The sequence below is a fragment of the Caballeronia jiangsuensis genome (assembly GCF_046030135.1).
Classification (GTDB): Bacteria; Pseudomonadota; Gammaproteobacteria; order Burkholderiales; family Burkholderiaceae; genus Caballeronia; species Caballeronia jiangsuensis.
Window position 1 is genome coordinate 381,123 of the sequence record NZ_JAQQDB010000001.1, and the last position, 24,735, is coordinate 405,857.

The 24,735-nt window shown below is 66.3% G+C and carries 20 protein-coding genes; 10 read left to right on the plus strand and 10 right to left on the minus strand.

The features are described from left to right. From PQR08_RS01640 to PQR08_RS01670, 7 genes are all read left to right on the plus strand, one after another. Positions 1-1,311, plus strand: coding sequence for a DotU family type VI secretion system protein (locus tag PQR08_RS01640; protein ID WP_250486743.1), 1,311 nt, complete (start codon positions 1-3; stop codon positions 1,309-1,311). Positions 1,312-1,313: 2 nt separating this feature from the next. After that, entirely contained in the window at positions 1,314-4,940 is a 3,627-nt protein-coding gene (gene tssM / locus PQR08_RS01645; RefSeq protein WP_250486742.1) for a type VI secretion system membrane subunit TssM, read from the plus strand. Further along, complete coding sequence (gene tagF / locus PQR08_RS01650) at positions 4,937-5,683, plus strand: type VI secretion system-associated protein TagF (RefSeq protein ID WP_187603041.1); 747 nt, start codon at positions 4,937-4,939, stop codon at positions 5,681-5,683. The genes tssM and tagF overlap by 4 nt, the downstream gene beginning before the upstream one ends. Next, complete coding sequence (locus PQR08_RS01655) at positions 5,680-7,494, plus strand: serine/threonine-protein kinase (protein ID WP_250486741.1); 1,815 nt, start codon at positions 5,680-5,682, stop codon at positions 7,492-7,494. The genes tagF and PQR08_RS01655 overlap by 4 nt, the downstream gene beginning before the upstream one ends. Before the next feature lie 71 nt (positions 7,495-7,565). Further along, the gene (locus tag PQR08_RS01660) at positions 7,566-9,437 is read left to right on the plus strand and encodes an MltA domain-containing protein (protein WP_250486740.1); all 1,872 of its coding nucleotides are present in this window, start codon (positions 7,566-7,568) and stop codon (positions 9,435-9,437) included. A 19-nt stretch (positions 9,438-9,456) separates the two neighbouring features. Next, positions 9,457-10,155 carry a LuxR C-terminal-related transcriptional regulator gene (locus PQR08_RS01665; protein ID WP_250486739.1) on the plus strand — a complete coding sequence of 233 codons (699 nt, stop codon included), beginning with the start codon at positions 9,457-9,459 and terminating at the stop codon, positions 10,153-10,155. Further along, on the plus strand, positions 10,152-10,907 hold the full coding sequence (locus PQR08_RS01670; RefSeq protein ID WP_250486738.1) for a glycosyltransferase family 2 protein: 756 nt from the start codon (positions 10,152-10,154) through the stop codon (positions 10,905-10,907). The genes PQR08_RS01665 and PQR08_RS01670 overlap by 4 nt, the downstream gene beginning before the upstream one ends. Positions 10,908-10,932: 25 nt before the next feature. Here PQR08_RS01670 and PQR08_RS01675 read toward each other — a convergent pair whose 3' ends face one another. Further along, entirely contained in the window at positions 10,933-12,723 is a 1,791-nt protein-coding gene (locus PQR08_RS01675; protein ID WP_250486737.1) for an ATP-binding response regulator, read from the minus strand. 124 nt (positions 12,724-12,847) lie between these two features. On the opposite strand from PQR08_RS01675, the gene PQR08_RS01680 reads away from it, so the two are divergent. Further along, positions 12,848-13,624 (plus strand): hypothetical protein, encoded by a 777-nt coding sequence (locus PQR08_RS01680; RefSeq protein WP_187603036.1) that lies wholly within the window; start codon positions 12,848-12,850, stop codon positions 13,622-13,624. Between the two features lie 30 nt (positions 13,625-13,654). Here PQR08_RS01680 and PQR08_RS01685 read toward each other — a convergent pair whose 3' ends face one another. From PQR08_RS01685 to PQR08_RS01705, 5 genes are all read right to left on the minus strand, one after another. After that, positions 13,655-14,485: a hypothetical protein gene (locus PQR08_RS01685; protein ID WP_408161003.1), complete on the minus strand. Its 831-nt coding sequence runs from the start codon at positions 14,483-14,485 to the stop codon at positions 13,655-13,657. Further along, entirely contained in the window at positions 14,482-14,967 is a 486-nt protein-coding gene (locus PQR08_RS01690; RefSeq protein WP_250486734.1) for a hypothetical protein, read from the minus strand. The genes PQR08_RS01685 and PQR08_RS01690 overlap by 4 nt, the downstream gene beginning before the upstream one ends. A gap of 154 nt (positions 14,968-15,121) precedes the next feature. Further along, complete coding sequence (locus PQR08_RS01695; protein WP_250486733.1) at positions 15,122-15,442, minus strand: DUF4148 domain-containing protein; 321 nt, start codon at positions 15,440-15,442, stop codon at positions 15,122-15,124. Positions 15,443-15,640: 198 nt separating this feature from the next. Beyond that, positions 15,641-18,655, minus strand: coding sequence for a patatin-like phospholipase family protein (locus PQR08_RS01700; protein ID WP_250486732.1), 3,015 nt, complete (start codon positions 18,653-18,655; stop codon positions 15,641-15,643). 282 nt (positions 18,656-18,937) lie between these two features. Continuing rightward, the gene (locus PQR08_RS01705) at positions 18,938-20,269 is read right to left on the minus strand and encodes an LLM class flavin-dependent oxidoreductase (protein WP_250486731.1); all 1,332 of its coding nucleotides are present in this window, start codon (positions 20,267-20,269) and stop codon (positions 18,938-18,940) included. A gap of 205 nt (positions 20,270-20,474) precedes the next feature. Between PQR08_RS01705 and tauA the strand changes: the two genes are divergently transcribed. Together tauA and PQR08_RS01715 are read left to right on the plus strand one after the other, a co-directional pair. Next, a complete protein-coding gene (tauA, locus tag PQR08_RS01710) occupies positions 20,475-21,509 on the plus strand; it encodes a taurine ABC transporter substrate-binding protein (protein ID WP_250486730.1) in 1,035 nt (344 codons plus the stop codon). A gap of 52 nt (positions 21,510-21,561) precedes the next feature. Then, positions 21,562-22,551 carry a sulfonate ABC transporter substrate-binding protein gene (locus PQR08_RS01715; RefSeq protein ID WP_250486729.1) on the plus strand — a complete coding sequence of 330 codons (990 nt, stop codon included), beginning with the start codon at positions 21,562-21,564 and terminating at the stop codon, positions 22,549-22,551. Between the two features lie 15 nt (positions 22,552-22,566). On the opposite strand, the gene PQR08_RS01720 is transcribed toward PQR08_RS01715, so the two are convergent. The 4 genes from PQR08_RS01720 to PQR08_RS01735 form a co-directional block, all read right to left on the minus strand. Continuing rightward, entirely contained in the window at positions 22,567-23,418 is an 852-nt protein-coding gene (locus PQR08_RS01720) for an alpha/beta fold hydrolase (protein WP_250486728.1), read from the minus strand. Further along, the gene (locus PQR08_RS01725) at positions 23,411-23,557 is read right to left on the minus strand and encodes a DUF3563 family protein (protein ID WP_187603690.1); all 147 of its coding nucleotides are present in this window, start codon (positions 23,555-23,557) and stop codon (positions 23,411-23,413) included. Before PQR08_RS01725 ends, PQR08_RS01720 begins: the two co-directional genes overlap by 8 nt. 76 nt (positions 23,558-23,633) lie before the next feature. Then, a complete protein-coding gene (locus PQR08_RS01730) occupies positions 23,634-23,810 on the minus strand; it encodes a hypothetical protein (RefSeq protein ID WP_187603029.1) in 177 nt (58 codons plus the stop codon). After that, positions 23,807-24,640 carry a class I SAM-dependent methyltransferase gene (locus tag PQR08_RS01735; RefSeq protein ID WP_250486727.1) on the minus strand — a complete coding sequence of 278 codons (834 nt, stop codon included), beginning with the start codon at positions 24,638-24,640 and terminating at the stop codon, positions 23,807-23,809. Before PQR08_RS01735 ends, PQR08_RS01730 begins: the two co-directional genes overlap by 4 nt. Positions 24,641-24,735 lie beyond the last annotated feature (95 nt).

Consider the following 24,735-nt stretch of genomic DNA (forward strand, 5'->3'; position numbering starts at 1 on the left):
ATGACGAACGACGACGATCCCTTCGCCGGATTCGAATCCGACCAGACGATGATCAAGCCCAATCCCGGCGCGCGCCGCCGCACCGGGAACACGCAGGGGCCGTTCACGCCCGGCGCGGCATCGCCCGATGCAAACGCGCATGCCTTCGACGCGGCCTTCGCGCAGGGCGGCGCGGTCAATCCGCTGGTCGCCGCGTGCGCGCCGCTGTTGCAGCTCGCGCCGCGCATCCGCACGATGAGCGCGTGCGCCGATCCCGCCGCGCTGCGCGATTCGCTCGCGGCCGGCGTGCGCCGCTTCGAAGGGCAGGCGCGCGTGAACGGCGTCGCGGCGGAACAGGTGACGGCGGCGCGCTACATCGTCTGCACGATGCTCGACGAAGCCGCGTCGTGCACGCCGTGGGGCGCGGGCGTGTGGGCGCGTCAGAGCCTGCTCGTCACCTTCCATAACGAGGCGTGGGGCGGCGAGAAAGTGTTCCAGTTGCTCGCGCGGCTCGCGCAGAAGCCCGCGCAACATCTGCATCTGCTGGAACTGGCGAGCATGGTGCTCGCGCTCGGCTTCGAGGGACGCTATCGCGTGGCGGCGCAAGGCAGGCAGGCGCTCGATGCGATCCGCGCGCGGCTCTATCAACTGATCCGCAAGGAGCGCGGCGAGCCGGAACGCGCGCTCTCGCCGCACTGGGAAGGCGTACCCGCGGCCCGGCGCCGCACGACCGACGTGCTGCCGGTGTGGGTCGCCGGCGCGTTCGCGCTGCTGGTGCTCACGCTCGCGTATCTGGCGATGAGCTTTCGCCTGGGGCAACTGTCCGATCCGGCGTTCAACACGCTCGCGTCGATCCGCGCGGGCGCGCAACGGCCGCTCGTCGTCACGCAGGCGGCGCGGCCGCGTCTCGCCGAATTTCTCGCGCAGGAAATCCGCGATGGCCAGCTCGCCGTCGATGATCGCGTGGACCGTTCGGTGGTCACGCTGCACGGCGACAACGTCTTCAGGCCCGGCAACGCGGAAGTGTCGGACGCGGTGCGGCCGCTCATCGAACGGATCGCGGCGGCGCTCAAGGCGGTGCCGGGCAACGTGCTCGTCACCGGCCACACCGACGACCGGCCGATCCGCTCGGCGCGCTATCCGTCGAACTGGGAACTGTCGCAGGAGCGCGCCGCGAACGTGCGCGACCTGCTCGCGGCCACGGTACCGGCGGCGCGTCTGAAGGCGGAAGGCAAGGGCGAAGCCGATCCCGTCGCGCCGAACGATTCGCTCGCCGGCCGCGCGCGCAACCGGCGCGTGGAAGTCACGCTGTTCGCGAAGCCCGGGTCCTGACCATGAAGAAGCTTCTGAAGATCGTCTTCCATCCGCTGCTGCTGCTCGTCATCGGACTTCTGCTCGTTTCGGGCGCGATATGGATCGCCGGGCCGCTCGTGTCGATCGCCGGCAAGTATCCGCTCGAAACGCGCGATGCGCGCTTCATCGCGATGGGCTGCGTCGTGCTGCTGCTCGTGCTGCGCCATGCCTGGGTCGCGTGGCGCGCGCGACGCACGCAGGCCGCGCTCTGCGCCGGACTCGCCGCGCCGCCCGAGATCGCGCGAACCAATGCCGCGCCCACGCCCGGCGAAGCGGAAGTCGCGACGCTCGCCAGGCGCTTCGATGAAGCGCTCGGCGCGCTGCGCGATGCGCGCATCACCGCGTCGGGAAGAAAGCCGGGCTGGCGCGACTGGATCACGCTCTCGGGCAGACAGTATCTGTATCAGTTGCCTTGGTACATGTTCATCGGCGCGCCGGGCGCGGGCAAGACCACGGCGCTGGTGCATTCCGGCCTGCGCTTCCCGCTGGCCGAGCGCTTCGGCACCGACAAGATTCGCGGCGTCGGCGGCACGCGCAACTGCGACTGGTGGTTCACCGACGACGCCGTACTGATCGACACCGCCGGCCGCTACACCACGCATGAAAGCGACCGCGACACCGATCAGGCCGCATGGCAAGGCTTTCTCGCGCTGCTGCGCAAGACGCGTCCGCGCCAGCCGATCAACGGCGTGCTGATGACGCTCGCCGTGCCCGATCTTCTCGCCGCGACGCCCGCGAGCGCCGGCGACATGGCGGCGACGCTGCGCGCGCGCATGCGCGAGCTGATGCAGGCATTCCGCACGCGCTTTCCGGTCTACGTGCTCGTCACCAAGACGGACCTGCTGGCGGGCTTCACGGAGTTTTTCGCGGATCTTTCGAAGGATGAGCGCGCGCAGGTCTTCGGCTTCACCTTTCCGTACGATCCGAAGCGCCCGCTCAGCGAAGCCGACTTCGCCGCGCGCGTCGATGCCGAGCTGGATGCGCTCGAAGCACGCCTCGTCGCGCGTCTGCCCGAGCGCCTGAACACGGAGACCGGCATCGCGCAGCGCGCCGCGATCATGGGCTTTCCGCAGCAGTTCGCCGCGCTGAAACCGGTGCTCGCCGAGGCATTGCGCGCGACCTTCGTGCAGTCGAAACACGACGACATCCCGCTCGTGCGCGGCGTCTATTTCACGAGCGGCACGCAGGAAGGCACGCCCATCGACCGCGTGATGGGGTCTCTCACGCGCGCGTTCGGCATCGAGCGCGGCGTGCAGCCGGCGCGTGCATCGAGCGGGCGCAGCTTCTTTCTCGAACGGCTGCTCACGCGGGTCGTGTTCACGGAACAGGGCCTCGCCGGATCGAATCTGCAATGGGCGCGGCGGCGGCATCTGTGGCGGCTTTCGGCCTACGCGGCGATCGCGGCTGTGAGCGCGTGCGCGCTCACGCTCTGGGGCACGAGCTATCTGCGCAACCGTTCCTACGTGGCGAGCGTCGATCAGACCGCGCAGCTCGCAAAGCAGGCGGCGGCGGGCACGACGGCCGCGAACGCGAATGTGGTCGCGCTGCTGCCGCTGCTCTCGGCGGTACGCAGTCTTGCATCGACTCCGCAGGTCGATGCCGCGCATCCGCCGCTCGCGATGAAGCTCGGCCTGTGGCAAGGCGCGAAGCTCGACGCCGCCGCGAACGACGCCTACGAGCGCCTTCTCGACGATCTTTTCCTGCCGAAGCTCGCGGCGCGCATCGAGGAACAGGCGCGCGGCGCGAACCCGTCGAACCCGGGCTACGCGTATGAATCGCTGAAGGCGTATCTGATGATGAACCAGCCCGATCATCAGAACGCCGATGCGCTCAAGACCTGGATCGTCACCGACTGGGACCGCACCCTGCCGCGCGAAGTCGGCAACGAGGAGCGCGCCACCCTCGCCGCGCATCTCGATACGCTGTTCGCGCGCGGCGTGGTGCATCCGAACCTGCCGTTCGACGAGCGCCTCGTCGCGCATGTGCGTGCGATGCTCGCCACCAGCACGCTCGCGCAGCGCGTGTACGGGCGCGTGAAGCAGCAAGGCGTCGGCGCGGACTTTCCCGAATTCACCGTGGCGCGCGCGGCGGGGCCGAACGCGTCGCTCGTGTTCGTGCGTTCGAGCGGCAAGCCGCTGACGAGCGGCGTGCCCGGCCTGTATTCGTTCGATGGCTATCACAAGGCGTTTCTGAAGGCCGTCGATCAGGTCTCGGTGCAGCTCGCCGCCGAAGAGCCGTGGGTGCTCGGCATCCGCGACCAGAGCGGCCTGCCTCGCGGCGATCCCGCGGCGATGCAGCGTCTGACCGAAGACGTGCGGCTGCTCTATCTTCAGGACTACGTGCGCGTCTGGACCGAGTTCCTGAACGACGTGCGCATCGTGCGCTCGGACAATCTGACTCAGTCGGTGCAGATCGCGCGCATCCTGTCCGCGCCGGATTCGCCGCTCGCGATGCTGATCAAGGCCGCCTCGCGCGAGACCACGCTCGGCGCGAAGCCCGACAGCGAAACCACGGTCGTCGATAAAGCCACCGACAAGATCAGCGCGGCGCGCCAGCAATTGCTGAACATCATCGGCGGGCCGGACCCGACGCGCATCGCGCCGGTCGCGCCGGGCACGCGGCTGGAGAGCATCGTCGATGACCGCTTCACCGGGCTGCGCGCGCTCGTGACGAGCCCGGGCGGAGGTCAGCCGCCGCCCGTCACGCAGATGCTCGCGTTGATCAACGACGTCTACACATACCTGAGCGCGACCGACGAAGCCCTGCAGCAGAAAACCGCGCCGCCGCCCTCGGACGCGCCCGCGAAGCTGCGCACGCAGGCGGCGCGCATGCCCGAGCCGATCCGCACGGCGCTGCTCGATCTCGGCAGTCAGGGCGCCGCGCAGACGCAGCAGGTGCGGCGCGCCAACATGACGGGCGATCTGAAGGAGTCGATTTCCGCGTACTGCGTGAGCGCGGTGGGCGGGCGCTATCCGTTCAATCCCGGCTCGACGCGCGACGTGCTGCCCGAGGATTTCGGCGCACTGTTCGCGCCGGGCGGCAAGTTCGACGACTTCTTCCAGAAGAACCTCGCGCAGGACGTCGATGTTTCCGCGAAGCCGTGGGCCTTCAAGAAATCGGATTCGTCGGCGACGCAAGTGAGCCCCGCAGGACTCGCGCAGTTCGAGCGCGCCGCGACCATCCGCGGCGTGTTCTTCGCGGCGGGCGGCAAGACGCCCGCACTCACGCTCAAGTTCAAGCCGCTCGACATGGACCCGACGATTCTCTCCTTCACGCTCGATGTCGACGGGCAAGTGCTCAACTACGCGCACGGCCCGCAGATCGCGACGACGATCCAGTGGCCCGGCGCGCGCGGCTCGGGACGCGTGAGCCTGCAACTGACGCCGCCGCCGTCGAGCGGCGCGAGCAACGTGATGTTCGAAGGCCCGTGGGCGCTGTTCCGCATGTTCGACCGCCTCGACGTAGAGCCGACCGATCAGCCCGAGCGCTTCATCGTGACCTTCGATGTGGAAGGCCGCAAGGCGCGCTTCGAAGTGACGGCGAACAGTGTCGAAAATCCGTTCCGCCTCGCGGATCTGCGCAAGTTTTCCTGTCCGGAACGCCTATGAGCGACGATCTCGGCGCGACGCTCGTCGATGGCGGCGCGGGCATCGCCGGCTGGTACGGCAAGCTGCCCTCGCTCGGCGATTTCGCCGCGCGGCGTCTGTCCGACGCGTTCGTCGCGCCGTGGGACGCGTGGCTCGCGCAGCGCGTCGCGGAAACGCAGCACGCGCTCGGCGCGGACTGGCTCGAGCTCTATCTCACCTGCCCGGTATGGCGCTTCTTCGCGATGCCCGGCGCGATCGCGCCGACGCTCGCCTCGTGCTGGACGGGCGTCGTGATGGCGTCGGTGGACCGCGTCGGACGGCATTTCCCGCTGACCATCGCGGCGGCGCTGCCGTGCGCGCCGTCCACGGGCGCGGAGGTCGCCGCGCTGTGGCAATGGCTTTCGGCGATCGAAGGGGTCGCGCTCGTCGCGCTCGATTTCGATCACAGCATCGAGCGCCTCGACGAGCAACTCGCCGCGCTGCCCGTGCCGGTGCTGAGCGCGCCGGCCGCCGCCACGCGCTCGGCCGTGCTCGACGAGCCGTGGATCGTGCAGTCGCCCGAGGCGCTGCCCGAAACGCTCGCGCGCAGCTTCGCGCCGGCGTGGCAGAGCGAGGTCTACGGCATGAGCATGTGGACCTCGGCGCAGGCCGCGAGCGCCGCCGATCCGCCCGACGACGCGCCGCGCCCGTTCACCGTATGGCCGGTCTACGGGCTGCCGGACACGGCGCTCTTCACCACCCTGTTGCGGGATTGCGGATCATGAATGCGACTGGCCGCGCGCCCGAAGACGACCGCGACGACGGCAGGACCGAGAACAACGCCGGGGACGACCGGACGGTGATCGTGAGCGGCTTTCGGCAACAGGACGCGCAGGGCGCGACACAAGCCTTCGAGCAGGCCGCCACGCACAACGTCCTGCCGCCGGGCACGCGGCTCGGCGAATTCGAGATTCTCGGGCTGATCGGCGAAGGCGGCTTCGGCATCGTCTATCTGGCTTTCGATACCTCGCTCGACCGACATGTCGCGCTCAAGGAGTACATGCCGTCGGCGCTCGCCGCGCGGGTCGGGGCAACGCAGGTGCAGGTCCGCTCCGCGCGCTACGAGAGCATGTTCCGCGCGGGTCTGAAAAGCTTCATCAACGACGAGGCCCGGCTGCTCGCGCGCTTCGATCATCAGTCGCTCGTGAAGGTGTACCGCTTCTGGGAAGCCAACGGCACCGCGTACATGGCGATGCCGTACTACAAGGGCGTGACGCTCAGGGACGCGCTCAAGGCCAGAAAAACGCCGCCCGACGAAGCCTGGCTGCGCGCGCTGCTCACACCGCTCGTCGATGCGCTCGCCGTGCTGCATGCGGCGAACTGTTTTCATCGCGATATCGCGCCGGACAACATCATTTTGCTGGAGGAGAGTCATCGGCCCGTGCTGCTCGATTTCGGCGCGGCGCGGCGCGTGATCGGCGACATGACGCAGGCGCTCACCGTGATCCTGAAGCCGGGCTATGCGCCGATCGAGCAGTACGCCGAAGTGCCGTCGCTCAGGCAGGGACCGTGGACCGATCACTACGCGCTCGCCGCGCTGGTCTACTTCGCGATCACCGGGAAGACGCCGCCGCCGTCCGTCGGGCGCATGGTGAAGGACAGCTATCAGCCGCTCGCGAAGCTCGCAGCCGGGCGCTATTCGGAGCGCTTCCTGAAGGCGATCGATCACGCGCTCAGCGTCCAGCCCGCGAACCGGCCGCAGACGGACCGGCAGTTCGCCGCCGAACTCGGCATTTCCCTCGATGAAGACGCGGCAGGCGGCGGCGCGAACGGCATGACGCCCGGCGCGCGGCGACGCGCCGGCTGGTTCCTCGGTGCGGCGTGCGGACTCGCGACGGCGGCGGCGCTCGGCTTCTTCGTGCCGAAGCTGCTGTCGCACGCGCCTTCCGCCGCTGTCGATCGCGCGGCGAATGTTGCGAGCGCGCCGGTTCCGGCTTCCGCCGCGCCTGTCGTGGCATCGGCTGCATCCGACGCAAAGCCGCCGCCCGCGCCGCCGCCCGCGTTGCCACCCTTCACGCCCGCCGATGAATTCGCGCGCATCGTCTCGCTCGCGGACCCGTCCATCGTCGTGAAGGCGGAAGTGCCGCAGCCGCGCGCCGTGATCGGGCATGACCGGCTGCGCTTCTCGATCACGAGCAATCGCGATGGCTATCTCTACGTGTTCGTCGTCGATCCGGCGAACCAGTATCTGCAACTGTTCCCGAACGAGCTCGACCGCGACAACCGCATCGGCGCGAAGAAACGCCTCGTGCTGCCGCGCCCGAGCTGGCCGATGGAAGCGGGCGAGCCCGTCGGCGCGAATCATTTCATCGCGATCGTGTCGAGCGCGCCGCGCGATTTCGCGGCGCTCGACATGACGCACGATTCCGTGTTCGCGAACCTCTCGCCCGTGGCTCAGAACGCGGCGGCGGCGCAGCGCACGCTCACGGCGTCGCCGTTCGCGGGCGTGCCGTCGTGCGGCAGCGGGACGCCCTCGTGCCCGGTCGCGTTCGGCGCGGCCGCCTTCAAAATCGATGTCGTCCATTCGTCTAAATAGCGCAACGCGCCTCACGCCCGATGACGCGCGGCACGGCAAGTCGAAAGCCACTGCGGCTGGACGAGGACATCATGGCACCACGAACGCGCGGCCGAGCCGCGAAGTCGGGACGCACGCCCGGCGTTTCTCCTTTAGCCGCGCGCGCCGCGCTTTCCCTGCTTTGCACGATGCTCGCGGGCGCGCTCGCCGCGTGCGCGAATTCGCCGACATCGACGCCCGCGCAAGTCGCGCAGGCGCGCGACACGGCTTCGACCAGCGCCGCTTCCGACGAGCCGGTCGAACAGGCGCCGATCGTCAGCGCGGCGGCATCGGGACGCGAACCGGGGATCGTCAATCCGTTGCCCGCGAGTCCCACGGCCGCGCTGTCCGGAACCGCGACGCCCTTCGCCACGAAGAACGCGCTCTACACACCCGTGCCCTTTTCCAGCGTGCCCGGCTGGTCGGGCGACGACGTCGCGCAATCGTGGGACGCCTTCCGGCGCGGCTGCTCGGTGCTGTCGGGCAAGGCCGCGTGGGCGGCGCCCTGTGCGGCGGCGCGCGGCATCGCCGCCAGCGACAACGCCGCGGTGCGCCGCTTCTTCGAGGACAACTTCACGGTCTACCAGATCCGCAACGTCGACAGGAGTTCGCGCGGCGTGCTGACCGGCTACTACGAGCCGGTCCTGCGCGGCAGCCGCAAATACGGCTCGCCCTATGTCTTTCCCGTCTACGGCGTGCCGCGCGACATGCTGTTCCTCGATGCGCGCCGCCTGCCGCCGAATGCGCGCAGCGAAGCGGTCATGGCGCGCGTCGAAGGACGCACGGTGGTGCCGCTCGCGGCGATCGCGACCGGCAATGCGAAAGGCGTCTACGCGCTCGACCTCGGCAACAGCGTGCCCGACATCCGCGACAAGAAGCTGCGGCTGCGTCGCGAGGGCAACCGCATCGTGCCGTACTATTCGCGCGCGCAGATCGAGCGCGGGCGCATCGACGCGCCGGTGCTCGCCTGGGTCGCGGACCCCGCGATGCTCTATGCGATGCAGTTGCAGGGCGCCGGCAAGATCGTGCTGCCCGACGGCGCGGGCGTCATCCGGCTCGCGTACGCCGAGCAGAACGGGCTCGCGTTCAATCCTCCGGTCGCGAGTGCGTCGAGCCAGGGCCGCAAGGTGCTCGTGCGCGGCGTCGAGATCGATCTGGACGAACGCGACGTGAGCACGCAGGAAACGCCCGGCCATATCGACGCGTCCAATTCCGACGAGGCGCCGAAGTCCGTGCTGCTGCGCGGCGCCGCCGACGCCGATCCGCCCGACGACACGGCGGCACGCCCCGAAGGTCCGCCCGAATCGCCGCTGTTGCGCGGCTTCAGTCTCGCGAAGGGCGCGACGCCCGCCGTGCGGCCGGCGCGCGTGAGCACTTCGCCGTCGGCGGTGCACACGGCGGTTCAATCCGCCGCGCCCGCCGCCGATACCACCGGCACATCCGACGCGCCCGCGCCATCGCTCGCCTATGCCTTCGCATCCTCGGACCCGAGCTACGTTTTCTTCCGGGCCATCCCCGATTCCGCCGCCGGGCCGATCGGCGCGCTCGGCGTGCCGCTCTCGGCGGAACGCTCCGCGGCCGTCGATCCACGCACGACGCCGCTCGGCGCGCCGGTGTTCATCAACGCGACGGAAGCGGCGAACGGTTCGCAGGTCTCGCGCCTCCTGATGGCGCAGGACGCGGGCGGCGCGATTCGCGGCGCGGTGCGCGCCGACTACTTCTTCGGCACCGGCGAGAAGGCGCAACAGAAGGCGAGCCGCATGAAGCAGCCGGCGCAGATGTGGGTGCTGCTGCCCAAGGGCCTGCGCATCTCGGCGAAGGAATCGGCGGTGCGCGTGCGCGGCGGCCCGGCGATGCCGAGCGCCGATTGCGTCGTGAGCGACCCGGACCTGTGCGTCGACGATACGCCATCGAGCGCGCCATGAAGCACACGCTGGAGCGAGCATGAAATTCCTCGTCGCCGACGATCATGAACTGATCCGCCATGCGGTGAAGTCGCTGTTGCGCGGTCTGGATCGGGAAGCGCAGTTCGACGAAGCGGATAGCTGGGACACGCTCGCCGCCGCCGCGCATCCCGACGCGAATCACGATCTCGCGATCGTCGATCTGCACATGTCGGGCATGGCGAGCGCGTCGTCGCTGACGGCGCTGCTGAAGGCCAATCCCGCGCTGCCGCTCGTCGTGCTGTCGGCGGAAGAATCCGTCGATGAGATGCGCGCCGTGCTTGCCGCCGGCGCGCTCGGCTTCGTGCCCAAGCGCGAGCCCGCCAACGTGATGCTCAAGGCCATCGAGCTGGTGCTTTCGGGCGGCGCCTACGTGCCGATCGAAGCGCTCTGCCTCGTCGATGCGGACGCCGTCGCGCCGCACCCCGCCGACGCGACGCAACCGCTCAGGAACGCGCCCGGCGCGCCGCTCGCGTCGCATCACCGGCATCTGATGGAGAATCTCTCGCCGCGTCAACGCGAGATCATGCGGCTCGTGCATCGCGGCTGCACGAACAAGATGATCGCGCGCGAACTGCAACTCGCCGAAGGCACGGTCAAGGTCCATCTTTCGGTGATCTTCCGGGCGCTCGGCGTGCATAGCCGGTCGGCTGCGATCGCCGTCATCAACGACTGGCTGCGCACGGGACGCGAGCTATGACCGCGCCCAACGTGCTCATCTGCCTGCCGACCCATCACGACGACGTGCACATCAACTTCGCCTTCTCGCTCATGGAAACCGCCCGCGCGCTCACCGACGCGGGCTGCGGTTTCCAGACGATGCATGTGGGCTCGTCGCACGTCATCCGCGCGCGCAACTTCTTCGCGAGCTATTTCGTCGCGCATCCGGAGTTCTCGCATCTGCTCTTTCTGGACACCGACATGCGCTTCGCGCCGCAAGCGGTCATGAAGCTGCTCGCCGCCGGCAAGTGCGTGGCGGGCGTCGCGTATCCGTACCGGCGCGTGAACCTCGACAAGTGCATCGGCGAGGCGGATCAGGGGCTGACGCTGCGCGCATGGCTCGAAAAGCATGCGGACTACACGGTGCGTCTCATGACTTCCGGCGATGGCCACGCGCGCGTGACCGATGGTTTCGTGGAAGCGGAGCACGTCGGGACCGGCATCTTTCTCGCGCGCCGCGATGCGTTCGACGTCACGCTGCCGTTCACGCAATGCTATGCGCCGCCCGAGCAATATCGCGACGCGCTGCCGGACGGCCGCTTCTACGGCTTCTTCGACACCATCGAGGAACAGGGACATTACCTGTCCGAAGACCTTTCGTTCTGCCGGCGCGTGCGGCTCGCGGGCGCGCAAGTGTGGGCGCTCGTCGATGAGACCGTCGTGCATTACGGCGCATCGGAAGTGGCCGGGCAGTATCTGCGGGCGCTGCGCATGCGCGGCAACGTCGCGTGACGCGCGGCAAGCGCAAGCCCGCGAATCACGCCGCCTCGTGCCCCTGCCCGTGCGGTTGAAGCAGCGCGTCGAGCGTGCGGCGCAGGCGCGTCGGCGTGACCGGCTTGTGCAGCACCGGCACGCCTTCGGCCGCCAGCGCCGCGAGTTCGGGCGATGTCATGTCGCCCGTGATCATCACGCGTGCGAGACCGTTGTGGCCGCGACGGCGCAACGCCTCGCGCACCGCCTGCATCGCTTCGATGCCCGTCTGATGACGGTCGATCCGATAGTCGCAGAACAGCACCTCCGGCACGAAGCCTTCGGAGATCGCGCGCACCGCGGCGAGCTCGTCGCGGCAGCCGCGCACGACGCAGCCCCAGCGCGCGAGCAAGGCGCCGAGCGCATCGAGATTCGCGGGATCGTCATCGACGCACAGCACGCGGCGGCCGTCGATGAACGCGCTCATCGCGGGCGACGCGACGAGGCTCGCGGTGACGAGGCTCGCATCGCCTGTTTCCACCGGCACGCGCATGGTCGTGCCGCGGCCGGGCGCGGAGCGCAGCATCGGCTCGCAGCCGAGCAGGTGCGTGAGGCTGCGCACCGTCGAAAGCCCGAGACCGTGGCCCTGGCGGCCGTCGCGATGCGCGAGCGGCGCCTGATAGAACTCCTCGAACACGAGCGCATGCTCCTGCGGCGCAATGCCGATGCCCGAATCGCGCACTTCGACGAAGCAGCGCTCGCGGCTCGCGGCCCGGCGCACACCGACCCACACGGCGCCGCGCTCGGTATAGCGCACCGCGTTCGCGACGAGATTGACCAGCACGCGTTCGAGCAGCACGGGATCGGTGAACGCGACGCAGGTCGTCGGCGCGATGCGCAACGCCAGCCCCTTCGCGGCCGCGGCGGGCCGAAACTGCCGCTCGATGCGTGCGAGCACGTCGGACAGATGGAAGTGCTGCGGCATCACCTGCGTCACGCCGCTTTCGATGCGCGCCAGATCGAGCACCTGATTGAAGAGATGATTCAACGCTTCGACATTGCCGACGATGTGCTGTGCGGTGTCCTCGCGCTCGGCTTCGCTCGCGCGGCGATCGGTGAGCGACTGCGCGAGCAGGCCGATCGCATGCAGCGGCTGACGCAGATCGTGACTCGCCGCCGCGAAGAAACGCGTCCTCGCGATGCTCGCCTCCTCGATCACGCTCTTTTGCCGCGCGATGGTTTCGGCGAGCCGCTGCTGATCGACGCGCGCCTCGACGATGCCGCGAAAGAGTCCGCGATATTGCGATGCGAGCCGATCCACGGCGGCGATGAAAATGACGAGCGCGATGCCCAGTTCGAGCCGGCCATGTTCCGGTTGCAGAAGATGCAGCGCGGCAGCGGGCAGAAGCAGCGGCATCACCGCGCTGCGAAGGTTGAGCAGGTTCAGGCCATTCGCGCCATAGGCGAGCGCCGCGAGCGCGACGAGCAGCACGATATGCGCGGCGGCGAGTCCCGCGGACGCATGCTGGAACGCGAACCAGACGGACAGGCCCGGCGCGCTGTGAAGCGCGACGTTCCTCAACGCGTGCAGTTCGATCCACCGGCGCGCGCCGAACCGCAAGGGCCGACGCCGCCGCCACGTCCACAAGCCGATGGAAAGCCAGATCGCCGCGCCATAGAGCAGCACGCAAACGAGAGGCATGGGCCCTTCGCCTGCGCGCCCACCATAAACGACGACGAGAAGCACGATCGCACAGGCGTGCGTCGCGAAGGAGGCGGGGTCGGAGGCATAGAGCGCGCTTGCGACATCGTGGTCGATATCGGCGTCGAGCTCGCGCTTTCGTTGATCGCCATGCATTCTGTCATCCCCTTGGCCGGTTTACCCAGGCGTTTAGACGACGGCTATTACCAACGGCATATTGGTCGGTTGGTAGGAAAAAACCATACTCGATTCGTGGCCACCTGAATGGGGGGATGACGAGATGGAAACCCTGACCTTGGACGTCGCGCAGGCAAGCGGCGCGACTCCGATGCTCACCGATCTGTGGCGGCGGCGCACGAACCTGTCGCACGACGAGATGCTGTCGATCTATAACCTCGTGCAAGGCGCGCTGCGCACGTATCATCCGCCCGAGCTGCACGCGTTGCGCGAGGACAAGGAAGAGCTGATCGCTCAGTTCATCTATGCCAAGGTGTTGCGCCTCGAACCCGGCCACGGCGCTTCGCATGCAGGCGAGCACAGCGCGCCATCGAGCGGTTATGCGGTGTGCGCGTATTTCAGGCGCTTTCTGATCGATCACCTGCGCAGCGCGAGCCATCAGCGCGACGTGTCGATGGAAGTGGATGGCGTCGAAGAGCAGATGGACGAACACGCGCACGCGGTGGACGATCCGATCCGCTCGGTTCTGATTCAACATGGACTCGATGAAGCGCGCGTGCGGCATCTTGCGCGCGAGTTCATCGGCGGACTCGACAGGTACGAGCAACTGGTGCTCGCCGGCACCTTCGGCTGGTGCTCGGGCGACAAGGGCGGCCTCTTCGGCCTCGCGTCACGGCATCACATTCCTTCGTACCACTATCGGGCGCTGAAGCTCGGCGTGACGCTCAAAAAGTCCGCGCAAAGCGAGGATTTCGCGGCGACCAAGATCGGTCGATGGATCGGCGGCACGCTCGGCATCTCGATCAGCGCGGATAATCAGTCCGCCATTCTGCTCGTGCTGAATCTGCTCGCGCTGGAGTCCAGTCAGTGCGCGCCGTGATGGTTTCCTGAGCGCGTCGCGCGCGCGATTTCATACGAGCGCGGCGTGCAGATAGTCCGCCGCGCAACGCGCCCGCATCTGCGCGAAACCGTCGCGCGCGAGCCGCTCGCGCTCCGTGTACGAGGCGAGCAGTTCGGCGGCGCGTGCGGGCAATGCATCGTAATCGGCGAAGGCGATGGCGCGCGCGAGCGGCGCTTCATCCTGCGGGTTCGCGCAACGCTCGCTCAGCACCGCGCATCCGTTGGCGAGCAAGTATGAAAGCCGCACGATCTCCAGTACGCCGTCGGCGCGGCTGTGCACGTTGAGCAGCAGCTTCGCGCGCGCGATGAGACGGTCGCGCGCGCGTCCGTAGAGGCCGAACACGGCGATCGCATCGATGCCTGCCGCGCGCATCCTGTCGATGATGTTCACGCGTCTCGGACATAGCGAACCGAAGAACAGCACGTCGATATCGCGCGACTCGGCGAAGCGGATGCGCGTGAGTTCCGGCACGTAACCGATCGGCACCACGCGCCCGACATGCACGCCGAGCGCCGCGAAAGCGCATGCGTTCGCGGCGCTGTAATCCCACACGACATGACGGCGCAGCAGCGCGAGCAGACCGGGCGTGATCCATGCCGATCCCGCGTGGACCTGTTCGAGGTTGTAGAGAATCGCGTCCGGCGCGAGCGTCAGTCCGCAATGCGGCAGAAGGTTCGAGCCGAGCACGATATGCCGCCGTCCGTCGAGCTTTGCCTCGCATGTCATCACGCTGTCGTGACCGAGCGAGCAGAGCGCATGATGAAGCGTTTCGGCCACTTCGTGAAATGCGGCGGAATGCGCATAGCCCGGCGGCGAGACCACGGTGACGGCGAATTTCATCGGCCTTCGATCATCGCCGATGTGAGGCAGAGCGTGCTGAACGGTCCGGTGATGTAGCCACGCTCGCGCGGTCCGATCGACAGGATCAGTTGAATGGAGCCGCCCGCGTAGAACTTCGCGGTGGGTTGAGCGAGGCTCTTCGCCGCCTCTTCGGAGACTCGTGACTGCGGCTTAGTGAAGCCCCAGTAGGCGTTGAGCTCGGCGCCTTGCGGCAGGCGCAGCACCCAGCAGTTTCGCAGATCGCCCCAGTCGTTGGAGATGGCCCAGCGACGCCGGACATCGCGGATCAGGCGATCGATCGTGCGCTGCGCCAGGGCTTCGAGCACTTCCGAGCCGTACATCCAGTACTTGCCATATGCGCCCTGCTCGTGGCGGTTCGAGTCCGAGAAGCGCACCACGGTGAGCGGCCCTTCCAGAACGGTGTGTCGAACGGTTGTGAGAAACGAAGCTTCCTCCTGCACGCCCAGATCGAAGAAACCCATGATGTCTTCCCGTCGGATGATTGTTCGATTGTTCCTTGCGTATAGACGAGCGGAGACGATGCGGTTTGAATGAGCCGGAACGGTTGCGATGAAATGAAAATGCGCCGAAGACTCGAGAATCCGCGGCGCACATGTTCTCCTGCGATCGAAGCGGTTATTGTCCGCCGAAATAGATCTGCTTTAACTCTTCGGATGAAGCGGGCTGAACGACAGTGCGGGAACCCGATGTCGATGCGCCGGATGTCACGCCTCCATAGCCGGTTGCGCCGCTCTGGGCCGATACGCGCGCCTGAGCCGTCTGAATGTCCACCGGATAGTTTGGATCGTCTTTTGCCGGGTTATAACCCGCTTGCTCGAGTTTTTCCAGTTCGGCGCGCACCTGGGCACGCGTCGGTGACGCATCGGTTTGACAGAACGCGGAAAGCGGCACGGCGAGCGCCGACGCAGCAGCAACCGCAATAACGAACGTTTTCATGGCGACCTCCTCATGAATGCCAGCGAGCAGGATTCGAAAAAGGAGACCCGTAGCTGGCCATCAGAGTTTAGGCGGCGAAGCCTTCAACTTCGATACGACCGGACACGGCCCGTCCGACATGACGGGATACGGCTGACACCTGTTCGCAGCTATCAAACGAACGACGGGCTGGAAAATTGGAATGCCGCTGCAGCCTGGTCACTCGATGCCCGTGCAACCGTGCAGCAGCTCCTGAAGCGTCTTCCCCTTCTCGAACATTTTCCCGAATAACTTCTTCTGCAAGCGGCAACCTATCAGGTATCCCAACTTTCTATAGCTCTCGAATTGAGCTTCGTCGAACCATTGGTCGAGCGTGGTCTGCTGCGGAAAAGTATCGTTGGTCAGCGCGTAATTCACGAGGTCCGATGCGGTCGAGATGACGTCCTTGGTCAAGGTGGGTTTGACCAGAATCAGCGTGCCGCAGAACGGTTTTATCGTGCGATCCGTCTTGCTCGCCGGATATTTGATGATGCCGTCCACCACGTACGCTTTGCTCTGCGGCGGCGGCCTCTTGCTGCCCTTTTCCAGATGCCGCAGCGGATCCACGTCGATGACGATATCGACGCCGAAGTCGGCCGAGCACTTGCGGATCGTGTCGGCGAGATCGTCGAAATGCAGCGGCGCGTCCTCGCCGCAATCGCAGACCACGATCAGCTCGGTGCGCCGGCGCACGAGTTCGTAGAGGCCGAGATTGTCGAAGTGACCGCCATCGGAGAGATAGAGATAGTCGGATTTCGCGTCCGCGTGACCGAACAGCTCGTTGAGATACAGTTTGCCGCTGAACGCCGGACTCGGCGGAACCGGCCCTTCCGGTGTCTCGCGGACCGGGTTCGGACACCATCTGCCCAGCCGCACGTTGAAGAGCGTCAGCAGGAACGCCACGCCCGGATCGGTATGGAAACCCCAGTTCGGGCTCGCCGCCGCGCCCGAGATCGCCACCGCGCCGCCGAGCATCGGACCGACGTCGCGAAGGGTGCCGGACTTGCGCGACGGAGCGCGCACGGATCCGGATCTGGACCCGGTGCGCATATAGTCCGCGGTCCGCACGAACTTGCCCGCCCCTTCCTGCCTGGAAACGTAGGCCTGCGGCAGGCCAAAGCCGCAATAGAGCGGCGAGAAGAAAAACGAGCCGGCCTTGCGCTGCTGCCACGCGAGGCTCTGGCCTTCGGTCAGATTCACCGACGTATTCAGAAGGTGATAAGGCCGCTGCACATAGGCGCCCTCGTCCCCCTGCGGCGGCGCGCACTGCGCGGTCGCGCCGCCGTCCTTTTCCGGCTCGGGCTTGCACGCAGCCAGCCGGTCGAGCGGGATATCGTCGGCGGGATCGAAACCCGTGAACGGATCGGGCTCGCGCTTCCGATTCCCGTCGCCGCAGCGCGACGCGCCGAGATAGCAACGGGTCAGCCGGTTACGATAGAAGTTGTGCAGCGAGAACAGATTGACGTCCACGCGCCACGCCAGCAACGCCCACGCGGCTGCCGTGCCGAGCAGGACCACCAAGCCCATGTGCGCCCACGGCTTGACGACCGGAACACTGGTCTGTGCCGTCATCTGCGCGAGCGTCGTGTCGAGCACGCACAGGTACGGGTGCGAATCGCCCTTGTGCGGCGTGCTGCATGCGGACAAAACGTCGGACGGATCGAGCGCCGCCTGCCAGATCGCGTGAATCGCGTACGAGAGCAGGATCAGCAGCCCGATGATGAACACATGCGGCACCACGACCAGGAGACGCTCGGTCCACGACGGCCCCGGGCCGCCCGTCTTGTTCGACGCCCCCTTCAGCACGCCCCAGAGCGACGCCAGCAGCCACGCCGCGCCGCCCGCGCGCGCCCAGTTCGAGCCGAAGACGACGAGCGCCGGCCCATACACCGACACGACGAAAATCCCGCCTACGAAAACGATGATGGACATCAGCCAGCCGCCGTAGCGCGCCCACCACTCCTGCACTTCGTATTCGAAGATGCGGCCCACGAGTCCGAGATGCACGACGATGATCAACGAGAGCACGCCCAGAATCAGGAACGGCGCGACCGATATCGCGATCCATATCACGGACTGGACATCCGGCGCGCCGGAAGCCGCCCTGCCGAACGTCGCGTGCGCAACGCCGAGCAGGCTTCGGACGAGCCACAGCCCGAATCCGCCTGTCGCGCCGGCGAACAGGCCGAAGAACACGATCCAGCAGCGATTGCGCCAGCGCGCGCGGTTACTGGACACCGACGGCGGCGCGGGACCGGTCTGCGGCTTGTTCGCGGGCGCATCGAACTCGACGTTCCTGCGCTCGGCCGGAAGCATGGTCGAGCCGACGCCGAAGATGATCACGAAGACGACTATCCAGGTCAGAACGCCGTCACGGGGGAGTGGATGGTCGAGCGTTGCCAGAATCGTCATCGCCGCCGTGAGGATGAACGAGGCGAGAATGCCGGGGCCGAGAATCCGCACGAGCACGAAGCTCGTGCAGGCGGTCTTTGCGTTCCCGTTCGAGTTCATGTTGCGCTCGATATTCCGGATGCTCACCCACAGCAGCACGGCCACGATCCCGATCATCCCGGCGACCGGCCATTGGGCATCCTGCCCGACGAGCGACTGCGTCCAGCGCATCAGCAGAAACAGGACTCTCGGCACCAGAAGCAGGAAGCTGAGCATCAGGATCAGCATGCTCTGGATCAGCGTGAGATTGCGCAGATAGGCGGCGATCGCGGCAAGGGTATCTGTGCTCAGCAGGCCGAGTCTCGGCGTCAGATAGTTGCTGTACTCGCGCAGAAAGACGATCGACGGATCTTCACGGTCCTTCTGGACGCCGTTCTCTGTCGGACTGAGTTTCGCCTCCAGCTCCCTCGGCGTGCCGTCGGGACACCTTCGGTAGATCTGCGCCGAAAGCCATGCGCCGATATAGCCGCCACCGGAAACGGTCGAAAGATAATCGAAATGACGCAGCAGCTCTTTCTCGCACAGCGACTGAATCATGCCCAGGCAAAACGTCGCGCTGCGAATGCCGCCGCCCGAGAGCGCGAGCCCGGTGAGCGACGTTCCTTTTCCGGTCATCACGTCGCGCGCTGAAGGAAAGACCACCTTTCTCGTGCGATTGATCTGCCTGAGCTCGTCGGCCATCACCTTTTTGAAAGGATCTTCCGCTGAGCTGTTCGTGTCCGCCTGACCATCGGGATTCGCCATCGCCAGCCTCGCTCGATTCGGATCATTCGAGGCGACGCATACGCCGCCGCCCGCTCGGGACACATCCTTTCAAGGCGCGGGGCAATGTCACACTGACGATCGGTGATCCTGATCGATGCACGCTCCGTTCGAGCGCGTACCCCGAATTCTTCGCATGCATCGAAGCATAGAATAAGCAGCAACCCTTATCAATTGCGTTACAGAAAATAGTATGACTGTTTTCGAGTTTGTCGCGAAAGGCTTGCTCTACCGTTCAATATCGCCTATGCATGACAGAGCGGGTCATCGATGCTCGAAGAAGCGGTTGCCGGGCCTCGGCAGACCGAGATGCTCCCGCAACGTCGTACCCTCGTAAACCCGCCGAAAGATGCCACGCCGCTGCAACTCGGGGACCACTTTCGCAACGAAGTCATCGAGACCGGCGGGCAGATACGGAAACATCACGTTGAAACCGTCGCTGCCTTCTTCGACGAGCCACTGCTCCATCTTGTCCGCGATATCCGTCGCGGTCCCGACCATCTGCAAGCCCGAATAGCCGCCGACACGCTGCGCCAGTTGACGCACGGTGAGCCCTTCGGCGCGCGCCATGTCGATCACGCGTTCGCGCGCGCTTTTGCTCGCGTTGGTCTCCGGAATCTCGGGCAGGAGGCCATCCGGATCGAACGACGAGACATCGTGACCGAGCGCGATCGAGAGCGACGCGAAGCCGCTGTCGTCATGCACGAAGGTATCGAGCAGCGCGCGCTTCTCCTGCGCTTCGTCGCGCGAGTCGCCCACCACGACGAACGCGCCCGGCAGGATCTTCAGATGCTCGCGCGCGCGGCCGACGCGTTCCATGCGGCCTTTGACATCGGCATAGAAACGCTTGCCCGCTGCGAGATTCGGCTGCGCGGTGAAGACCGCATCGGCGGTTTCGGCGGCGAGCTGCCTGCCCGCTTCCGACGATCCCGCCTGCACCACCACCGGCCAGCCCTGCACCGGCCGCGCGATGTTCAACGGGCCACGCACCGACAGATACGCGCCCTTGTGATCGAGAACGTGCAGCTTATCGGGATCGAAGAACAGGCCGCTTTCGGTGTCGCGCACGAAGGCGTCGTCGGCCCAGCTATCCCAGAGGCCCGTGACGACATCGTAGAACTCGTGCGCACGGCGATAGCGCTCGTCGTGCTCCATGTGTTCGTCGCGGCCGAAGTTGCGCGCGGCGTCGGGATTCGATGTGGTGACGAGATTCCAGCCCGCGCGCCCATCGCTCAGATGATCGAGCGACGCGAAGCGCCGCGCGATGTGATACGGCTCGTCGAACGTGGTCGAAGCCGTCGCGATCAGCCCGATACGTTCGGTCACGGAGGCGAGCGCGGAAAGCAGCGTGAACGGCTCGAACGATGTCGCGGTATGGCTACGCTTCAACGCATCCACCGGCATGTTGAGCACGGCGAGATGATCGGCCATGAAGAACGCATCGAAGCAGGCGCTTTCGAGCGTCTGCACGAATCGCTTGATATGCCTGAAGTTGAAATTGGCGTCGGGCCACGCGCCCGGAAATCGCCATGCGCCCGTGTGCAGGCTGACCGGCCGCATGAACGCGCCGAGGTGGAGTTGTCGGGTAGGTGGCATCGCGTCGGTTGATGAACGAGTGGCGGATCGCGCCAAGTTACTGCAACTCGCCAAAACGCGCTGAGATGGAAATGACCGCTCGCCGTTCGACAGAACCGTATATGCGAAGCACGCGCCGCGTCATTTGCTACGCATAATTGATTCGTAGCGGCGGCATGCAAAGTGCCTATAGTCGGAGGCTTCTTCACATCACTCCGTCCGCGCCATGAAACATTCGACCCTTCGCCGCACGCTGATCGCCGGCGCCGCTTCCTTCATGCTCGCAGCCGTCGCGCTCGCACCCGTTCACGCCAGGGCCGAAACGCGCGAGGTCGTCATCGGCTATCAGGACATGGTGGTGCCGTGGCGCTACGCGCAGGCAAGCGGCGCCGTCGAGAAGGCCACGGGATACAAGGTCACCTATCGCAAGCTCGGCAGCGGCGCGGACGTCATCCGCGCGCTCGCATCGGGCTCCATACAGCTGGGCGAAGCGGGCTCCAGTCCGATCGCGGCGGGACTCTCGCAAGGCGTCGATCTGTCGCTCTTCTGGATTCTCGACAACATCAACGACGCCGAAGCGCTCGTCGCGCGCAATGGCTCCGGCGTGAGCAAGCTCGCCGATCTGAAGGGCAAGACGCTCGGCGTGCCTTATGTATCGACGTCGCACTTCCATGCGCTCGTCGCCTTGCAGCAGGCGGGCGTCGATCCGTCGACGGTCAAGATCGTCAATCTGCGTCCGCCCGAAGTCGCGGCGGCGTGGGAGCGCGGCAACATCGACGCGACCTACATCTGGGACCCGGTGCTCGCCAAGGCCAAGCAGAGCGGCCGCGTGCTCATCACGTCGGGCGAAGTGGCGAAGGAATCGGGCAAGGCGACGTTCGACGGCTTCGTCGCGTCGCGCAAGTTCGCGCAGGACAATCCCGCGTTCCTGAACGGCCTCGTGAAGGTGCTCGCCGATACCGATGCGCAATACCGCGACCACAAGGCCGACTGGACCGCCGCATCGAAACAGGTGCAGGCCGTCGCGCAGGAATCCGGCGCGAACGCCGCCGACGTGCCCGCGAGTCTCGCGCTCTACGCCTTCCCGAGCGCGGGCGAACAGGCGTCGCCGACCTGGCTCGGCGGCGGACCGCAGTCCGGCGCGGCGAAGTCGCTCGCCGCCACCGCGCAGTTCCTGAGGCAGCAGGGCACGATCCAGAACGTGCTCGCGGATTACTCCACGGGCGTCGATCCGCGCTTCGTGCAGCAAGCCGCGAAGTGACGTCGCTTTCTATCCGCCGCTGAATCGCCTCCGAATACATCGAATACCTGTCATGTCCAAACGTAAATCCATCTTCGACCGTCGTGCCTTCTTGTCCCTGTCCGCGCGTGCCGCGGCGAGCGCCGCCGCGTTCGCCGCGATGCCCGCATCCTTCGCCCAGCAGAGCGCGCAAGGACAGCCGCGCGTGCTTCGCATCGGCAACCAGAAAGGCTATCTGAACCTGCTCAAGGGTCGCGCGACGCTCGAAAAGCGGCTCGCTCCGCTCAACGTATCCGTGACCTGGACGGAGTTTTCCGCCGGCCCCGTGCAACTGGAAGCGCTCAATGTCGGCTCGATCGATTTCGGCGATGTCGGCGAAGCGCCGCCCATCTTCGCGCAGGCTGCCGGTGCGCCGCTCGCCTATGTCGCCGCGACGCCGGCGCGTCCGCGATCCGAAGCCGTGATCGTCCCGGCGCATTCGCCGGTCAGAACGGTGGCGGATCTGAAGGGCAAGCGCGTGGCGCTGAACAAAGGCAGCAACGTCCATTACTTTCTCGTGAAGCTGCTGCGTCAGCACGGTCTTCAGTATGGCGACGTCGAACTGGCCTTCCTCGCCCCCGCCGACGCGCGCGCCGCGTTCGAGCGCGGCTCCATCGATGCGTGGGTCATCTGGGACCCGTTCTTCGCCGCGGCACAGAAGACGCTGAATGCGCGCATCGTGGCGGACGCGAGCGGCGTCGTAGGCAACCGTGCGTACTACTTCTCGTCGCAGAGTTATGTCGCGAAGAATGCAGATGTGATCCGTATCGTCATCGAGGAAATCAGGGCGGTCGATCAATGGGGCAAGCAGCATCCCGATGAACTCGCGACCGAGCTCGCGCGGCTATGGGGCTTGCCGAAACCCGTCGTCGATCTTGCGGTGAGCCGGCAGGTGTTCGGCACCGAGTCGATTACGCGGAACATCATCGGCGAGCAGCAGCAGATCGCCGATACCTTCGTCGAACTCGGCCTCATACCGAAGCACGTCGATGTGCTCAGGGCCGCGCCGCCCGATCTCGCCTGAGCGACGCGAACGCGTTCATGAAACGACTGCCGTGCGCCGGCGTTCGAAGTCCCTTGGGCGACCGTGCGCTTCGAACCCGAAGATATGCCGCGTGATCGCGGCATTGACTTCGTCAGCGTGCGTGAGCGGTCCCATGTGGCCGGCACGCGGGACGATTGCAAGCCGCGCCGACGAGAGCAGGATCGGCAAGCGCTCGGCCAGCGCCCGCGTGGGCAGCGGTGCGTGTTCGCCGCGCATCACGAGTACGGGCATACGAAGGCTCGCGTATGCCGTGGCGGACGTGGGCTCATCGAGCAGCGCGCGGAAATCCAGCGGCGCTTTGGGCGCCCAGCGGGTGAGCGCGGCCTTGACCGAGGGCCGAAGCGCTTCCCACGCACCTTCGCCGCCCCAGTAATCGACAAACGATGCCGCCGCGCCCCGATAGTCGCCGCAACTCACGCTGTCGGCGGTGCGCTTCGATATCGCGTCGATTTCAGCCAGCGCGTGGGCGCCGTGCTTGCCCATCGTCCTCAGGAGATGGAACGCCGAAGGCTCGTAAAGCGACAGTGTCGCGATACGCTCCGGCCGTTCCATCGCCACCCGCAGCGCCACGCCGCCTCCATACGAGTGCCCGACGAGATGCACCTTCCCTCGCGCGGCATCGATGATATCGACGGTTCTTCCGGCCTCGTCGGCGAGCGTGAACGCGCGTTCGCCGCTCCACGGTCCCGTGCTGTCGCAACCGTAGTGCTCGGGCGCGACGAACGACACGCGTGAGCCGAGCGCCTCGCCCAGCTTGCGCCACTGCGACGCGCCCGAGCCGGAACAATGCAATGCGATCACCGTCGATGGAGCCGGCACGGGCTCGATAGGGAGAGGGTTATTCATATCGTCGATCCGTTTCCATCGCACGCATGCGACGTTCGAGTTCTTCCATATCAACAGCCGATGAGAGATAAGCGTCGCGCCGGCTGTTTTCCGCGCGATCGAGCGCCTTTTCGAGGCACAAGAGAAGATAGACGAACATGTTCCCCTTCCTTCGAGCGGACATGCCGCTCCTTCGCTTTACAACCGCTCAAAACGAAGGAGCAAGCGGGTCCGCCTCAAACCGGCACTCCGAGCCGCGACAGCGCGAATCGAAAAGCAAAGAAGCACACCGACGACAACAGCGGCAAAGTCATGACCACCGACCCGTACCGAAGCCCTGTAAAACACAGCAGCGATTGCAGGCGCGACCCGATCTCCAGGGCAGCGTCGACCATATGTTTGAATCGGATCATTTTCGTTCCACCACGACTTCGAGATACTCGCTGGGCAACACGAGCGTTTGATCGCCCGACCGGTTGCGACTCTCGATGAGCGCCATCAGATCACCGTGAAACGCGGCTTGCCGATCGCCTTCGAGCGCCGCGAACGCCTTGTTCATCGGACCGTAGTACGCGCGAAATACTTCGACGAAATGCGCGGGCGAGCGGTATCGGAAGACGAAGTCGCGCTTCTTCGCTTCGATACGTTTGGCTCCGCTGCCGAGCAGTTCCGCGAGACGCGCCTCCGTGCCCCATAGCGCGGGCGACTTCACGCCAGCAGGCGGCGCGATGTATTTGCCGATCGTCTTGAAGACCTGTCCGATGAAACTCTCCGGCGTCCAGTTCGCGAGACCGATCCTTCCGCCCGGCCTGCACACGCGCATGAGTTCGCTTGCCGCCAGTTCCTGATTCGGCGTGAACATCACGCCGAAGGTCGAGAGCACGGCGTCGAACGAGGCGTCCGCAAAAGGCAGCGCTTCGGCATCGGCTTCCTGGAACTGCACGGCAAGTCCTTCGGCGCTGGCGCGTGCGCGGCCCGCGTCGAGGAGCGAAGAAACGTAATCGGTGGAGACGACATCGCAATAGCGGCGCGCGGCCGCGAGCGTCGCATTGCCATTGCCCGCCGCAACGTCGAGAACACGGCTGCCGGAGCGCAGATCGAGCGCCTCGCAAAGATTTTCTCCGACGATCTGCAGCGTGGTGCCGACGACGGCATAGTTGCCCGTCGACCAGGCGGCTTGCTGACGGACCTTGACGGCGGCGAGATCGGCGGCGGGCGAGATGGCGGTATCGACTGCGGACATAACATGGCTCCTGATAGACGAGATGGCGGCGTTGCGAGACCGTTGGTTCGCACTGCCTGTTTCGATTGCGCCGCGAAAAGACCCACTTCGAGCAC

Bases quoted from the DNA above. Each gene is read 5' to 3' on its own strand.
- PQR08_RS01715 (WP_250486729.1), top strand. From the start codon at position 21,562: ATGTCCAAACGTAAATCCATCTTCGACCGTCGTGCCTTCTTGTCCCTG.
- PQR08_RS01640 (WP_250486743.1), top strand. From the start codon at position 1: ATGACGAACGACGACGATCCCTTCGCCGGATTCGAATCCGACCAGACG.
- PQR08_RS01735 (WP_250486727.1), bottom strand. From the start codon at position 24,640: ATGTCCGCAGTCGATACCGCCATCTCGCCCGCCGCCGATCTCGCCGCC.
- tssM (WP_250486742.1), top strand. From the start codon at position 1,314: ATGAAGAAGCTTCTGAAGATCGTCTTCCATCCGCTGCTGCTGCTCGTC.
- PQR08_RS01695 (WP_250486733.1), bottom strand. From the start codon at position 15,442: ATGAAAACGTTCGTTATTGCGGTTGCTGCTGCGTCGGCGCTCGCCGTG.
- PQR08_RS01660 (WP_250486740.1), top strand. From the start codon at position 7,566: ATGGCACCACGAACGCGCGGCCGAGCCGCGAAGTCGGGACGCACGCCC.
- PQR08_RS01655 (WP_250486741.1), top strand. From the start codon at position 5,680: ATGAATGCGACTGGCCGCGCGCCCGAAGACGACCGCGACGACGGCAGG.
- PQR08_RS01675 (WP_250486737.1), bottom strand. From the start codon at position 12,723: ATGCATGGCGATCAACGAAAGCGCGAGCTCGACGCCGATATCGACCAC.
- PQR08_RS01725 (WP_187603690.1), bottom strand. From the start codon at position 23,557: ATGTTCGTCTATCTTCTCTTGTGCCTCGAAAAGGCGCTCGATCGCGCG.
- PQR08_RS01720 (WP_250486728.1), bottom strand. From the start codon at position 23,418: ATGAATAACCCTCTCCCTATCGAGCCCGTGCCGGCTCCATCGACGGTG.
- PQR08_RS01690 (WP_250486734.1), bottom strand. From the start codon at position 14,967: ATGGGTTTCTTCGATCTGGGCGTGCAGGAGGAAGCTTCGTTTCTCACA.
- PQR08_RS01730 (WP_187603029.1), bottom strand. From the start codon at position 23,810: ATGATCCGATTCAAACATATGGTCGACGCTGCCCTGGAGATCGGGTCG.
- PQR08_RS01670 (WP_250486738.1), top strand. From the start codon at position 10,152: ATGACCGCGCCCAACGTGCTCATCTGCCTGCCGACCCATCACGACGAC.
- PQR08_RS01685 (WP_408161003.1), bottom strand. From the start codon at position 14,485: ATGAAATTCGCCGTCACCGTGGTCTCGCCGCCGGGCTATGCGCATTCC.
- tauA (WP_250486730.1), top strand. From the start codon at position 20,475: ATGAAACATTCGACCCTTCGCCGCACGCTGATCGCCGGCGCCGCTTCC.
- PQR08_RS01680 (WP_187603036.1), top strand. From the start codon at position 12,848: ATGGAAACCCTGACCTTGGACGTCGCGCAGGCAAGCGGCGCGACTCCG.
- PQR08_RS01665 (WP_250486739.1), top strand. From the start codon at position 9,457: ATGAAATTCCTCGTCGCCGACGATCATGAACTGATCCGCCATGCGGTG.
- tagF (WP_187603041.1), top strand. From the start codon at position 4,937: ATGAGCGACGATCTCGGCGCGACGCTCGTCGATGGCGGCGCGGGCATC.
- PQR08_RS01700 (WP_250486732.1), bottom strand. From the start codon at position 18,655: ATGGCGAATCCCGATGGTCAGGCGGACACGAACAGCTCAGCGGAAGAT.
- PQR08_RS01705 (WP_250486731.1), bottom strand. From the start codon at position 20,269: ATGCCACCTACCCGACAACTCCACCTCGGCGCGTTCATGCGGCCGGTC.